We start from the raw sequence: 14152 nt of genomic DNA on the forward strand, positions 1-14152 counted from the left end.
CCGGCCGGGTCAGCCCTTGTCCGAGCCGTCGTTGGCATCCCTGACGAAGTACCGCTGGAACACCACGAAGATGATCGCGACGGGGATGGTGGCCAGCAGCGCCGCGCCCAGCTTGAGCGGATACTGGGTGCCCTTGCCCAGCGAGCCGCTGACCAGGTCGGCCAGCCCACGCGGCAGCGTGAACAGGTCCGGGTCCTGCACCGACACGAGGCTGTGCGGAAACTCGTTCCAGGAGCCCTGGAACGACAGGATGGTCAGGGTGATCAGCGCCGGTTTCGCCATGGGAAGCACCACCGACCAGAAGGTGCGGAAGATGCTCGCCCCGTCGATCCGGGCGGCCTCCTCCACGCTCAACGGGATCGACTCGAAGAACTGCTTCATGATGAACACGCCCGCCGCGTCGGCCAGCAGCGGCACCACCAGACCCGCGTAGCTGTTGTAGAGGCCGAGCTGGTTGAGGACCAGGAACTTCGGGATCAGCAGCACCACTCCGGGCACCGCCATCACCGCGATGACCGCGGCGAACAGCCCACGGCGCCCCCGGAACCGCAGCCGGGCCAGCGCGTACCCCGCGAGCGAGTCGAAGAACACCCGACCGAGGGTGACGAGCACCGTCACCAGCAGTGAGTTGCCCAGCCAGAGCGGGAAGTTGGTGCCGGCGAAGATCCGCTCGAAGCCGGCAAGCGTGAGTGGGTCCGGGAACGGCGAGAGCGGGTTGGCCGCCGCGTCGGGCTCGGTCTTGAGCGAATTGCCGATCTGGATGACGAACGGGTAGAGGAACACCAGCCCGAAGAAGATCAGCGTCGCGTACCCCAGGAAGCGGGTGGCCAGGGCGCGGGCCGCGCGCTGGTCGCGCCGCACGGGCGCGGGCGCCGCCGCCGGGCGGTGGGTCAGCACGGCCATCTCAGGACCTCTCCGGTACGCGCCGGAGCCGCCAGCCGCGTCGCGGCCGGTCGGTGTCCCGCTCGGCCAGCGCCCGGCGCTGGATCAGCGTGAGCACGATGATGATCAGGAACAGGACGAAGGAGATCGCCGCGCCGGAGCCGTAGTCGAAGTCCCGGAAGGCGGTCCGGTACGACAGGTAGGCCGGGGTGAGCGTGGTCTTGGCCGGGTCTCCCTGGCTCATCACGTACACCTGGTCGAAGACCTGCCAGGAGCCGATCAGGCCGAGGGTGAGCACCAGGAAGGTGGTCGGCCTGATCAGCGGCAGGGTGACGTGGCGGAACCGCTGCCACCGGGACGCGCCGTCGAGGGTGCTCGCCTCCTCCAGCGCCACCGGCACGTTCTGCAGGCCGGCCAGGAACATCAGCATGAAGGTGCCGGAGGTGGTCCAGACCACCAGCGTGATGATCGACATCATCGCCACGCTGGGTCCGGCCAGCCAGTCCCACCAGCTCAGCCCGAACGGCCCACCGTCGGCCAGCGCCGCCGGGGGCGAATCGACGCCGACCGCGCCGAACAGCAGGTGCAGCACGCCCCGCGAGTCGGCGAACCACTCCGGTCCGTCGATGCCCAGGACGCTGAGCAGCGCGTTGACCGCGCCCGAGTTGGCGAACAGGAACAGGAACACCACGCTGATCGCCACCGAGCTGGTGACCGAGGGGAAGTAGAAGGCGCTGCGGAAGAAGCTCTTGCCCTTGAGCATCCGGTTGTTGACGACCAGCGCCAGCCCGAGCGCGAGCACGGTCTGCGCCGGTACCACGATCGCCACGTAGTAGATGTTGTTGCGGATGCTGGTCATGAAGTCGCGGCGGGCCAGCCCGTCCTCGGTGAACAACTGGGTGTAGTTGTGCCCGCCGACGAACGGCACGTCGCCGGTGAACGGGCTGCCCTGGCCGTTCCAGTCGGTCAGGCTGACCCAGAGCGCCATCAGGATCGGCAGCAGCAGGAACAGCCCCAGAATGACGATCACCGGCGCGACGAAGAGCCATCCGGCGACGTTCTCGTTGCTGCGGACGCCGCCCCAGCGCCGACGGGGACTCTTCCCCGGCTCGGTCGCCACGGCGTTCAGTGTCTCGGTTGCCATCTCCCCTCCCTCCCTTACTCGGGCCGACGGTGGAAGGAAGGGCCCCTTGTTATCGCCTGGTGTATAAGAAGGGACCCTTCCTAACGCCTCAGCTGGTGCCGAGCGCTGCCTTCGCGTTCTTGTCGAAGTTCTGCAGCACCGTCTTCGGGTCGCCGTTGGCCAGGCCCTGCAGGCTGGTGTCCAGGTCGGAGAGGACGCTGTCCATCTTCGGGGCGTTCACCGGGCCCTGCGCGTACGCGGCGCCGTCGATGAACGGCTTGTCCGCCGGGAAGGCGCTGGTGTACTGGTCGCGCACCGACTGCCGGGACGGCATCACGCCGAACGCCTTGGCGAAGCTCATCTGCTGCTCACCGCTGGTCATCGCCTCGACGAACTTGATCGCCTGGTCCTTGTACTTGCTCTTGGCCGCGATGCCCCAGCACTGGGTGAAGGAGAGCGTGCCCGGGCCCTTCGCGCCGGCCGGCAGCGGGACGATCTTGTACTTGATGTTCGGGAAGTCGTTCTGCAGGGCGCCCTTGATCCAGTTGCCCTCGATGGTCATCACGGCCTTGCCCTTGCCGAACGCCTCACCGGACCAGCCGGCGTCGAGCTGCTTCGGGTACTTGGCGAGGCCCGTGGTCAGCATGGTCTTGACGTACTGGAGGGCGGCCAGGTTCTCCGGGGTGTCGGCGGTGGCCTGCTTGCCGTCCTTGCTCATCAGCCAGCCGCCGTTCTGCACCATGAAGGCGCCGATCCGGTCGCGGGTGTCACCGAGGGCCAGCGGGACCTGCCCCTTGGCCTTGATCTTCTGGGCGGTCGCGGTGAGCTGGTCCCAGGTGGTCGGCACGTCGGCGTCGGTCAGCCCGGCCTTGGCCCACAGGTCGGTGTTGATCTGCAGGGCCAGGGTGGAGAAGTCCTTGGGCGCGCAGTAGAGCTTGCCGTCGTAGGTGAAGGCGGTGCGCAGGCTCTCGTAGAAGTCGTCCGGGTTGCTGACCTTGTCGCCGTACGGCTCCAGGGCGCCGACGCTGGCGTAGTCGGCGAACCGCGCCGCGTCGACGTAGAAGACGTCCGGCGGGGTGCCGCCGGCGAGGGCCTGGCCGAGCTGCTGGGTGAGGTCCTGCGCCGGGGTGACCGTGGCGGTGTTGCCGGAGCTGCCGGCCCACTTCGCCGCGGCGTCCTGGACGGCCTTGGTCTCGGCCTCGCCGGAGGAGCCGATCAGGATCTGCAGGCTGGCCGGGCCGCTGGACTGGGTGGCGTCGCCGGAGGAGTCGTCGAAGCCACTGCCGCAGGCCGCGGAGCCGAGGAGGGCGACGGCGGCGAGGCCGGCCACCGCCGCCCGGGTGAGGGTTCGAGATGCCATGGGTTTCTCCTGGTGGGGGAAGGGACTACGCGGTGTGCCGGAGCGCCAGCGCGGGCTGGAGCAGCACGTGGGTGGGGGTCTCGTGGTTGCCGTCCAGGACGCCGGTGAGCAGGTCCACGCAGCGGGCGGCGGCCTCGCCGAGCGGTTGGCTGACGCTGGCCAGCCCGACCGCGGCGGCCACCGGGGTGTCGTCGAAGCCGATCACCGACACGGGCGGGTCGACGCCGCGGATCGCCTGGAGGGCGCCGAGGGCGAGCGAGTCGCTGGCACAGACCACGGCGGTCGGTGCCACGGTGACGAGCAGGTCGCGCATCAGCCGCTCCCCCTCGGCGATGCCGTCCTCGGTCTCCCGGTGCAGCCCGGTCGGGTCGATGCCGGCGGCGCGCAGCGCGTCACGCCAGCCGGCCCGGCGGTCGTCGCCGACGCCGGAGCCGAGCGGCCAACCGAGGAACGCGATCCGCCGGTGCCCGGACGCCAGCAGGTGCCGGGTGGCCTGGGCCGTGCCGGCTGCGCCGTCGACGTCGACCCAGGGGTGGGCGTCGAGCGCGTCCCACGGCCGGCCGAAGGTCACGAACGGCACGTCCCGGCCGGCGAGCCAGGCGGTACGCGGGTCGCCGTACTTGGTGCCGACGAGCACGAACGCGTCCAGCTCGTACGTGCCCAGCAGGTCGTCGTACGTCGCGATCTCCCGCTCGTCGTCGGTGGCGGTGTAGAGCAGCACGCGGTAGCCGGCGGCGTCGGCGGTCTCGGTGAGGCCGTGCAGGAATCGGTCGAGCACCGAGCCGTTGATGCCGTCGCGGGTCGGCTCGATCCGTGCGGCGATCAGCCGGGACCGGCCGGTGCGCATCTGCCGGGCGGCCTGGTTGGCCCGGTAGCCGAGCGCGCGGATCGCGTCCTGGACCCGTAGCCGGGTCTCCTCCCGCACGATGTGCGGGGCGTTGAGCACGTTGGACACCGTCTGGCGGCTCACTCGGGCGTGCCGGGCCACCGTCGCGATGGTCACCTTTTCGGCCACTAAATACCTCTCGCCATCTTGAACGATCCAATTCGGATAAGGCAGGATTAGATCGTTCAAGTTTCTGGAATGTTTCGCACTTTGCACCGCCAGGGGCCGCGTTGTCAAGACGTCCGCCCCGCACCCCGATGATCTGGAGCCACACCGTGATCGAACGCCAGCTGCAACCCCTCCTGCACGAGTTGGTGGGGGTGGTCCTCGCCCCGACCAGCGCACTGGGGGACGCGACCGGACAGATCCGCCCGACCGGCGTCCAGGGCGTCTTCCACGCCGACGCCAGGGTGCTCTCCCAGGCCGAGCTACGGGTCGACGACCGCGAGCTGGAAGGACTGACCCACGGCGGAGACGGCCCGCACGGCGCCCGCTTCGTGAGCCTGGCGCGCTGGCTCGGCGACCCCGTGCCCGACCCCACCGTCCGGGTCGACCGGCTCCGCCGGGCCACCCGCGACGGCCTCACCGAGGAACTGCGGGTCGTCTCCACCGCCACCGTGCCGGTACGCGCCACAGTCAGCGTCGACCTCGCCTGCGACCTGGCACCCATCGAGGTGGTCAAGTCCGGTGGTGCCGCGGCAGCACTGGAAGCCAAGACCGGACAGCCCGGCGTGCTCACCTGGTCGACAGAGGGAATCACGGTCACCGTCACCGGCGCGGGCGCCGATGTGCTCGCCACCGGCGAACGGATCACCGCACCCCGGCTGGCCTGGCCGGTCGAGCTGCCCCCCGGCGGCGAGACGGTGCTGCGCTGGCACCTCACCGTCGAGGACCCACGTGCCGTAGTCATCGGCCCGGCCGGCGAGCCGGACTGGTCCCGGCCGAAGGTGACCGCGGACGACCGGCGGCTGGTCCGGCTGCTCGACCGCAGCCTCGACGACCTGCGCGGGCTGCGACTGGCCGAGACCGGCGCACCAGGCGACGTCTTCCTCGGCGCCGGGGTGCCCTGGTTCCTCACCCTGTTCGGCCGGGACAGCCTCTGGGCCGCCCGGATGATGCTGCCGCTCGGCACCGACCTGGCCGCCGGCACCCTGCGGGTGCTCGCCCGACGACAGGGCACCCGGGTCGACCCGGCCACCGGCGAGGGCCCCGGCAAGATCCTGCACGAGCTGCGCCGCCACGAGTTCGCGCTGCCCGACGGCGGGCTGCGCCTGCCGCCGGCCTACTACGGCACAGTCGACGCCACCATGCTCTGGGTCAATCTGCTGCACGACGCCTGGCGCTGGGGCCTGCCGGTCGAGCAGATCGAGCCGCTGCTGCCGCACCTGGAGGCGGCGCTGCGCTGGCTCGGCGAGCACGCCGACCCGGACGGCGACGGCCTGGTCGAGTACATCGACACCACCGGACACGGCCTGTCCAATCAGGGCTGGAAGGACTCCGGCGACGCCGTCCGGTTCCACGACGGCTCGCTGGCCACCGCGCCGATCGTGCTGGCCGAGGTGCAGGGGTACGCGCACGAGGCGGCGGTGAACGGCGCCGCGCTGCTGGACGCCTTCGGCCGCCCGGGCGGGGACCGCTGGCGTGCGCACGCGGCCGCGCTGGCCCGCCGGTTCCGGGACAGCTTCTGGGTCGACGGCCGGTACGGCCCGCAGCCCGCACTGGCCCTGGACCGGGACAAGCGGCCGGTCGACTCACTGACGAGCAACATCGGTCACCTGCTCGGCACCGGCCTGCTAACCGGCGACGAGGAGGACCAGGTCGCCCGCCTGCTCACCACCGACACGCTGGCCGGTGGCTTCGGGCTGCGGACCATGTCCACCGACGACGCCGGATTCAGCCCGCTGTCGTACCACTGCGGTTCGATCTGGACCCACGACACGGCGATCGTGCTGGCCGGGCTGGCCCGCGCCGGGCACCGGGACGCCGCGCTCGGCCTGGCCGAAGGGTTGCTCGCCGCGGCCGAGGCGTTCGACTACCGGCTGCCCGAGCTGTACGGCGGCGACGACCGTTCACTGGTGAACCGCCCGGTGCCGTACCCGGCGGCGTGCCGGCCGCAGGCCTGGGCCGCGGCCAGCGCCGTGCTGCTGCTCCAGGCCGCCACCGGGCTCTACCCCGACGTGCCCGGCGGCACGGTCCGGCTGGCGCCGCTGGCCGGAGCCGAGCTGGGCGCACTCACGGTCAGTGGGTTCCGCCTCGCCGGCACCTCAGTGGACATCTCCGTCGGCCGGACCGGCCACCCCATCATCACCGGCCTCCCCACCACCCTGACCCCAACCCCCACCGTCCCCACCCAACGCCGCCCCACCACCTCAACCCCCCACTAAACCCCACCCCCGGTCCCCCGGTCCACTGTCACTCCGTTGATCATGAAGTTGTTGTCATCCGCCGCGGCGTGTCGTGGCAATAACTTCATGATCAACAGGGCGGGGCGGGGTGGGGCGGGGGCAGGGTGGTGCGGTCAGTCGAGCAGGGTGTCCAGGCCGACGGTGAGACCGGGGCGGTTGCGCACCGCGCGTACGGCCAGCAGCACACCCGGCATGAACGACGCCCGGTCGTACGAGTCGTGCCGGATGGTCAGCGTCTCGCCGGTGGTGCCGAAGAGCACCTCCTGGTGGGCGACGAGCCCGGTGGCGCGCACGGCGTGTACGCGTACCCCGTCGATCTCGGCGCCCCGCGCGCCCGGCACCTCGTCCCTGGTGGCGTCCGGGACCGGGCCGAGGCCGGCCTCGGCACGGGCCCGGGCGATCTGCCGGGCGGTGTGCGTGGCCGTGCCGCTCGGGGCGTCCAGCTTGCGCGGGTGGTGCTGCTCGATGATCTCGACGGACTCGAAGTGCCGGGCGGCCCGCGCGGCGAACTGCATCATCAGCACCGCGCCGATGCCGAAGTTCGGTGCGATCACCACACCCACCCCCGGCTTGCGGGCCAGCCAGCCGCGCACCCGGTCCAGCCGCTGCTCGGTGAAGCCCGTGGTGCCGACCACCGCGTTGATGCCCTGGTCGATGCACCAGTGCAGGTTGTCCATGACGACGTCCGGCGTGGTGAAGTCGACGACCACCTCGGCGCCGGCGTCGGACGCGGCGAAGAGCCCGTCACCCTGGTCGACCATCGCCACGAGCTCCAGGTCGTCGGCGGCGTCGACCGCCTTGCACACCTCGATGCCCATCCGGCCCCGGGCACCCAGGACACCGACCCGCACCGGCTCGGCGGAGGTTCTCTCCTGCTCGTCAGTCACGGGGCACAACCTATCCCAATCGGGACGCCGGCTCCCGGCCGGACCGGATCCGCGCCACTGTCCGGGACGTCGCCCCGTCAGCGACGGAACCGACCGCCAACCGGGCGCGGCAGCCCCTCAGGCGACGAAGTCGGAGGCGCCGAACGGGCCGACCACGGCCAGCGACATCGGCCGGCCGAGCAGCTCCGCGGCGAGGGCGTTCACGTCCGCCACGGTGACCTCGTCGACCCGCCGGAGCAGCTCGTCCACCGGCATCAGGTCGCCGTAGAGCAGCTCCCCCTTGGCCAGCCGGCTCATCCGGGAACCGGTGTCCTCCAGGCCGAGCACGAACGAGCCCTTGCTCATCCCCTTGCCCCGGGCCACCTCGGCCTCGGTCAGCCCTTCGGCGGCCACCCGGGCCAGCTCGGCGCGGGTCAGGGCCAGCACCTCGTCCACCTTGCCCGGGGCGCAACCGGCGTAGACGGCGAACAGGCCGCTGTCAGCGTACTGGCTGGCGTACGAGTAGACCGAGTACGCCAGACCGCGCTGCTCGCGGATCTCCTGGAACAGTCGGCTGGACATGCCGCCGCCGAGCACGTTGTTGAGCACCCCGAGGGCGAAGCGCCGCTCGTCGACGCGATCGATGCCGGGGCAGCCGAGGATGACGTGCGCCTGCTCGGTCTCCTTCGGCTCCACCAGGGTGGTCGCCGGCCGGGTCCGTACCGCAGGGGTGGCCTTACGGTGCGGCGCCGGCGTCGCCGCGTCGCTGTCCAGCGGGGTGCCGCGCACCGCCTGGCGGACCAGCTTGACCACCGCGGCGTGGTCGAGGTTGCCGGCGGCGGCGATGACGATCTGCGGCGCGGTGTAACGGCGCCGGTAGAAGCTCTGGATCTGCCGCCGGGTCATCGGCGTGACGGTCTCCTCGGTGCCGGAGATCAGTCGGCCCAGCGGGTGGTCACCGTAGACGGCGCGGGCGAAGAGGTCGTGCACCTCGTCACCCGGCTCGTCGTCGTGCATGGCGATCTCTTCGAGGATCACGCCGCGCTCGGTCTCCACGTCGGCCGGCTCCAGCAGCGAGTCGGCGACCAGGTCGCACATCACGTCGATCGCCAGCGGCAGGTCCTCGTCCAGCACGCGGGCGTAGTAGCAGGTGTATTCCTTCGTGGTGAAGGCGTTCGTCTCGCCACCCACCGCCTCGATCTGCGAGGAGATCTCCAGGGCGGTGCGCTTGTGGGTGCCCTTGAAGAGCAGGTGCTCCAGGAAGTGCGCGGCACCGGCCTGTGGGCCGGTCTCGTCCCGGGAGCCCACCGCCACCCAGACGCCGAAGGAGACGCTGCGCATGGCCGGGATCGCCTCGGTGAGCACGCGCAGGCCGCTGGGCAGCATGGTACGTCGTACCGTGCCGCCCAGCGGGTCGTCGCTGAGCGTCCGGGTCACCGCCCGGGCGGTGCCGCCGGAGCGGCCCGCCCCGGTGTCCCGGGACGCGGCCACCCCCCGTCGATCCGGTGGAAACGGCGCACTGAAGGCCCGACTCACGTACTGCTCCCGGTTCGACGAGGGGTGGGTGATGCGATGTGCGGTGGGTCAGCTGTGCCGGGTCCGGCGACGCGGACGCTCGCCGCCCTCGCCACCCTCGCCGCCGCCGTTGCCGCCACCCTCGCCACGGTCGCCGCGCTCCGGGCCACGGCCGCCCCGGTCGCCGCCACGCTCGCGGTCGCCCCGGTCACGCGGGCCACGGTCGCCCCGGTCCCGGCTGGCCGGCCGGTCGCCACCGGCGGCCTCACCGGCGGCCGGAGCCTCGGCGCCCTCCGGGCGGACCTTGTCCAGGTAGATCTTGCCGCGGGCGTCGATGTCCGCGATCTCGACCTCGACCCGGTCGCCGACGTTGAGGAAGTCCTCAACACGCTCGACCCGCTTGCCGTCGCCCACCTTGGAGATGTGCAGCAGGCCGTCACGGCCCGGCAGCAGCGAGATGAACGCCCCGAACGCGGCGGTCTTGACCACCGTGCCGAGGAAGCGCTCGCCCTGCTTGGGCAGGGTCGGGTTGGCGATCCCGTTGATCCGGTCGACGGCCGCCTGGGCCGACGGGCCGTTGGTGGCGCCGACGTAGATCGTGCCGTCGTCCTCGATGGAGATCTCGGCGCCGGTCTCGTCCTGGATCGCGTTGATGGTCTGCCCCTTCGGGCCGATCACCATGCCGATCTTGTCGACCGGGATCTTGACGGTGGTGACCCGCGGCGCGTAGTCGGACATCTCGGCCGGAGCCTCGATCGCCGCCTTCATGACCCCGAGGATGATCTGCCGGGCCTCGTTCGCCTGCTGCAGCGCGGCGGCCAGCACGTCCGACGGGATGCCGTCGAGCTTGGTGTCGAGCTGGAGCGCTGTCACGAACTCCGGCGTGCCGGCGACCTTGAAGTCCATGTCGCCGAACGCGTCCTCGGCACCGAGGATGTCGGTCAGCGTCACGTACTGGGTCTTGCCGTCCACCTCGTCCGAGATGAGCCCCATCGCGATGCCGGCCACCGGCGCCTTCAGCGGCACACCGGCGCTGAGCAGGCCCAGCGTCGAGGCGCAGACCGAACCCATCGAGGTGGAGCCGTTGGAGCCGAGCGCCTCGGAGACCTGCCGGATGGCGTACGGGAACTCCTCGCGCGACGGCAGCACCGGGATCAGCGCCCGCTCGGCGAGCGCACCGTGGCCGATCTCGCGCCGCTTCGGCGAGCCGACCCGGCCGGTCTCACCTGTCGAGTACGGCGGGAAGTTGTAGTTGTGCATGTAGCGCTTGCGGTTCTCGGGGGACAGCGTGTCCACCATCTGCTCCATGCGGAGCATGTTCAGCGTGGTGACGCCCAGGATCTGGGTCTCGCCCCGCTCGAACAGCGCCGAACCGTGCACCCGGGGCAGCACGCCGACCTCGGCGGTCAGCGGGCGGATGTCCCGCGGGCCGCGGCCGTCCATGCGGACCTGCTCCCGCAGCACGCGGTTGCGCACCTCGGACTTGGTCAGCGAGCGGAAGGCAGCGCTGAGCTCCTTCTCCCGCCCCTCGAACCGACCACCCAGCTCCTCGGCGACCCGGGCCTTGACCCGGTCCAGGGCCTCCTCGCGGTCGGCCTTGCCGGCGATGGTGATCGCCTCGGCCACCTCGGTGCGGGCCAGCTCGGCGACCGCGTCGTACACGTCGTCCTGGTAGTCCAGGAAGACGGGGAACTCGGTGACCGGCTTGGCGGCGACCTCGGCCAGCTCGCTCTGCGCGCGGCACAGCTCGCGGATCGCCGGCTTCGCGGCCTCCAGACCGCTGGCCACGATCTCCTCGGTCGGTGCGGTGGCACCGGCCGAGATCAGGGCGACGGCGTTCGGCGTGGCCTCGGCCTCGACCATCATGATGGCGACGTCGCCGTCCGGCAGCGTGCGGCCGGCCACGACCATGTCGAAGGTGGCGCGGGCCAGCTCCTCCAGGGTCGGGAAGGCGACCCACTGGCCGTCGATGTGCGCGACCCGGGTCGCACCGATCGGGCCGGAGAACGGCAGGCCGGAGAGCTTGGTCGACATCGAGGCGGCGTTGATGGCCACCACGTCGTACGGGTGCTGCGGGTCGAGCGCGAGGACGGTCTCGACGACCTGGACCTCGTTGCGCAGGCCCTTGACGAACGACGGGCGCAGCGGCCGGTCGATCAGCCGGCAGGTGAGGATGGCGTCCTCGCTGGGCCGGCCCTCACGGCGGAAGAACGAGCCGGGAATCCGGCCCGCGGCGTACATCCGCTCCTCGACGTCGACGGTCAGCGGGAAGAAGTCGAACTGCTCCTTCGGGTGCTTACCGGCGGTGGTGGCGGAGAGAACGACCGTCTCGCCCAGCTGGGCGATGACGGAACCGGCGGCCTGGCGAGCCAGCCGACCGGTGGAGAAGGTGATCTCACGGGTGCCGAAGGACCCGTTGTCGATCACGGCGGTGCGGGATTCGGTGCCGAGGTTGGTCTCGGTCATGTGCTGTAGTGCTCCTTCGCGTCGTGGGCCCCACGACACGGGGAACTGCTCAGCCGGCCGGTCTTCGATCGAAGCGCCCGGGTGGCCGGCATGATGCCGGGATTCCCGGGGGCCACTACCGGAGACCGGTACGCTGACCGGCTCCCTGTCGGGTGGTCGCGCGGCCCGTGTTCTTCAGGTGGGACGCCGATCGGGGGAGCGGCCGGTCGGCCACTCCCCCGTCACGTCACCGGCGCAGGCCGAGCCGCTCGATGAGCGACCGGTAGCGGGCAATGTCCTTCTTCTGGACGTAGTTGAGCAGCCGACGGCGCCGGCCGACCAGCAGCAGCAGCCCACGGCGGCTGTGGTGGTCGTGCTTGTGCACCTTCAGGTGCTCGGTCAGCTCAGCGATCCGCTTGGTGAGGACCGCGACCTGGACCTCCGGCGAACCGGTGTCGCCCTCGGCGGTCGCGTACTCCGCGCGGATCGTGGCCTTGGCTTCCTGGTCGAGCGCCATGTTCTCCCTGTTTCGGTGGGTTGATCAAGTAGGTGTCCGTCGTCCCGATGGACCGGGAACGGACCGGTACCTCGCACCCGCGGCGTCGAGCAGGCACGCGAGGCCCCACGCCGGTCACCCGACGTTTCCGCCAGACTACCAGCACCCGCCGGTAGCACCCGGTCAAGGGCCTCGGCAAGCGGCTGCGTCGCTCGGGAAAATCAGCCCAGAGCGCGCCGGGTGCGCTCGACGTCCTGTTCCATCTGCGCGATCAACGGCTCGATCGAGTCGTACCGGATCTGTCCCCGCAGGTGGGCCACGAAGTCCAGGGCCAGCCGCTCGCCGTAGAGGTCACCGTCGAAGTCCAGCGCGTACGCCTCCACCCGACGCTCCCGCCCGGAGAAGGTCGGGTTGGTGCCCACCGACACCGCCGCCATCAGCGGCTCGCGCTGCCCGCGGCGGATCAGCCGGGCCGCGTACACCCCGTCGGCGGGCACCGCCGCGTACCGGTGGCAGAGCAGGTTGGCGGTGGGGAAGCCCAGTTCCCGCCCTCGCTGGTCACCGCGGACCACCACGCCCTCCAGCCGGTGCGGGCGGCCCAGCGCGGCCGCCGCCGTGCCCACGTCGCCCGCGTCGACGCAGGAGCGGATGTACGTCGAGGAGAAGACTGTGCCGTCCTCGGCGACCAGCGGGCCGCCCTCCACGCCGAAGCCGAAGGTGCGGCCCAGTCGCTCCAGCAGCGCCACGTCGCCAGCCGCCCGGTGCCCGAAGCGGAAGTTGCTGCCCACCACCACGAGCGCCGCGTGCAGGTGCTCGACCAGGATGTCGTGCACGAACTGTTCGGCGGGCAGCCGGGAGAACTCCGGGGTGAACGGCACCACGCAGAGCACGTCCACGCCGAGCGCCTCGATCAGCTCGGCCTTGCGGGCCGGCTCGGTGAGCACGGCCGGATGCGAGCCGGGGCGGACCACCTCGGCCGGATGCGGGTCGAACGTGACCACGACGGACTGCACGCCCAGCTCCCGGGCCCGGGCCACGGCATGTCCGATGGTCGCCTGGTGCCCCTTGTGCACTCCGTCGAAGACGCCGATGGTGACGACCGAGCGCCCCCACCCGCCGGGCGCCGCGTCGTAACCCCGCCACCGCTGCATGCCGCTCCCCTCCGTAAGGAAGGGCCCCTTCTTAACGCCTCGTGTATAGGAAGGGCCCCTTGTTAACACTCGCCCCGCGCCGGCGCCCGCCGTCAGGCCGGGGCGAGCACGATCTCCGCGCGGGCCCGACCGTCCCGCTCGCTGACGATAGCGATCAGTCCGCCGGCCGGTCCGAAGACGGCGTACGGCCCGGCGAGGCCGGTCGGGTCCAGAGAACCGCCGTGGGCGAGCACCCGGGCCTCGTCGGGCGTGGCCTCCCGGCGCGGGAAGAACCGGTCGGCGGCTGCGTCCAGCGGCAGGTTGACCACGTCCGGTGCACGCTTCTCCAGCTCGTCGAGGGTGGCCGCCTCGGCGAGGGTGAAGCCGCCCACAGCGGTCCGGCGCAGCGCGGTCAGATGCCCACCGACTCCGAGCGCCAGGCCCGCGTCCCGGGCGATTGCCCGGATGTACGTGCCGGAGGAGCAGGTCACGTCCACGTCCACGTCCACCACGTCCGGCTCGGTGCGGCGGATCGCCAGCACCTCCAGGCGGGAGATGGTGACTCGCCGCGCCGGCAGCTCGACGTTCTCTCCGTCGCGCACCCGCTTGTACGCCCGCTGCCCGTCGATCTTGATGGCGCTGACGGCACTCGGCACCTGGTCGATCTCGCCGCTCAGCGCGCCCAGCGCGGCCCGGATCGCGTCGTCGGTGACCTGACCGGCCGGCGTGGTGGCGATCACGTCACCCTCGGCGTCGTCGGTGACGGTGGCCTGGCCGAGCCGGATGGTGCCGGTGTAGCTCTTGCCCGCGCCGATCACGTAGGTCAGCAACCGGGTGGCCCGGCCCACGCCGATCACCAGGACGCCGGTGGCCATCGGGTCGAGGGTGCCGCCGTGCCCGACCCGCCGGGTCTTCGCCAGTCGGCGGATCCGCGCCACCACGTCGTGCGACGTCATGCCGCCGGATTTGTCGACCACGATCAGACCATCGGTGCTCACGTCGCCCAAGCCTGCCAGACGCCCCGGATGCCGGCGTGTGTGGGCG

11 protein-coding genes are annotated in these 14152 nt (G+C 71.5%); 1 reads left to right on the forward strand and 10 read right to left on the reverse strand.

What is annotated here, in order from left to right:
* Positions 1-9 precede the first annotated feature (9 nt).
* The 4 genes from GA0070607_RS05530 to GA0070607_RS05545 all read right to left on the reverse strand — a co-directional run bounded on the left by GA0070607_RS05530 (position 10) and on the right by GA0070607_RS05545 (position 4380).
* Entirely contained in the window at positions 10-903 is an 894-nt protein-coding gene (locus GA0070607_RS05530; protein WP_089017201.1) for a carbohydrate ABC transporter permease, read from the reverse strand.
* Position 904: 1 nt separating this feature from the next.
* Positions 905-2026, reverse strand: a complete 1122-nt coding sequence (locus tag GA0070607_RS05535; protein WP_089017202.1) for a carbohydrate ABC transporter permease — start codon at positions 2024-2026, stop codon at positions 905-907.
* Positions 2027-2114: 88 nt separating this feature from the next.
* A complete protein-coding gene (locus GA0070607_RS05540; RefSeq protein WP_089017203.1) occupies positions 2115-3365 on the reverse strand; it encodes a sugar ABC transporter substrate-binding protein in 1251 nt (416 codons plus the stop codon).
* Between the two features lie 25 nt (positions 3366-3390).
* Positions 3391-4380, reverse strand: a complete 990-nt coding sequence (locus GA0070607_RS05545) for a LacI family DNA-binding transcriptional regulator (protein ID WP_089017204.1) — start codon at positions 4378-4380, stop codon at positions 3391-3393.
* A 146-nt stretch (positions 4381-4526) separates the two neighbouring features.
* Between GA0070607_RS05545 and GA0070607_RS05550 the strand changes: the two genes are divergently transcribed.
* Complete coding sequence (locus GA0070607_RS05550) at positions 4527-6635, forward strand: amylo-alpha-1,6-glucosidase (RefSeq protein ID WP_089021678.1); 2109 nt, start codon at positions 4527-4529, stop codon at positions 6633-6635.
* A 134-nt stretch (positions 6636-6769) separates the two neighbouring features.
* On the opposite strand, the gene dapB is transcribed toward GA0070607_RS05550, so the two are convergent.
* From dapB to truB, 6 genes are all read right to left on the reverse strand, one after another.
* The gene (dapB, locus tag GA0070607_RS05555) at positions 6770-7543 is read right to left on the reverse strand and encodes a 4-hydroxy-tetrahydrodipicolinate reductase (RefSeq protein ID WP_089017205.1); all 774 of its coding nucleotides are present in this window, start codon (positions 7541-7543) and stop codon (positions 6770-6772) included.
* A gap of 117 nt (positions 7544-7660) precedes the next feature.
* Positions 7661-9058: a M16 family metallopeptidase gene (locus GA0070607_RS05560; RefSeq protein ID WP_089017206.1), complete on the reverse strand. Its 1398-nt coding sequence runs from the start codon at positions 9056-9058 to the stop codon at positions 7661-7663.
* 48 nt (positions 9059-9106) lie between these two features.
* Positions 9107-11503, reverse strand: a complete 2397-nt coding sequence (locus GA0070607_RS05565; RefSeq protein ID WP_089017207.1) for a polyribonucleotide nucleotidyltransferase — start codon at positions 11501-11503, stop codon at positions 9107-9109.
* A 226-nt stretch (positions 11504-11729) separates the two neighbouring features.
* The gene (gene rpsO, locus GA0070607_RS05570; RefSeq protein WP_074317913.1) at positions 11730-11999 is read right to left on the reverse strand and encodes a 30S ribosomal protein S15; all 270 of its coding nucleotides are present in this window, start codon (positions 11997-11999) and stop codon (positions 11730-11732) included.
* A gap of 200 nt (positions 12000-12199) precedes the next feature.
* Positions 12200-13129 carry a bifunctional riboflavin kinase/FAD synthetase gene (locus GA0070607_RS05575; RefSeq protein WP_089017208.1) on the reverse strand — a complete coding sequence of 310 codons (930 nt, stop codon included), beginning with the start codon at positions 13127-13129 and terminating at the stop codon, positions 12200-12202.
* 92 nt (positions 13130-13221) lie between these two features.
* Positions 13222-14106 carry a tRNA pseudouridine(55) synthase TruB gene (gene truB, locus GA0070607_RS05580; protein WP_089017209.1) on the reverse strand — a complete coding sequence of 295 codons (885 nt, stop codon included), beginning with the start codon at positions 14104-14106 and terminating at the stop codon, positions 13222-13224.
* Positions 14107-14152: the final 46 nt, after the last annotated feature.

It is taken from the genome of Micromonospora coriariae, from assembly GCF_900091455.1.
GTDB lineage: Bacteria > Actinomycetota > Actinomycetes > Mycobacteriales > Micromonosporaceae > Micromonospora > Micromonospora coriariae.

Coding starts and splice junctions, on each gene's coding strand:
- GA0070607_RS05530 (WP_089017201.1), bottom strand. CDS start 903: ATGGCCGTGCTGACCCACCGCCCGGCGGCGGCGCCCGCGCCCGTGCGG.
- GA0070607_RS05535 (WP_089017202.1), bottom strand. CDS start 2,026: ATGGCAACCGAGACACTGAACGCCGTGGCGACCGAGCCGGGGAAGAGT.
- GA0070607_RS05540 (WP_089017203.1), bottom strand. CDS start 3,365: ATGGCATCTCGAACCCTCACCCGGGCGGCGGTGGCCGGCCTCGCCGCC.
- GA0070607_RS05565 (WP_089017207.1), bottom strand. CDS start 11,503: ATGACCGAGACCAACCTCGGCACCGAATCCCGCACCGCCGTGATCGAC.
- rpsO (WP_074317913.1), bottom strand. CDS start 11,999: ATGGCGCTCGACCAGGAAGCCAAGGCCACGATCCGCGCGGAGTACGCG.
- GA0070607_RS05575 (WP_089017208.1), bottom strand. CDS start 13,129: ATGCAGCGGTGGCGGGGTTACGACGCGGCGCCCGGCGGGTGGGGGCGC.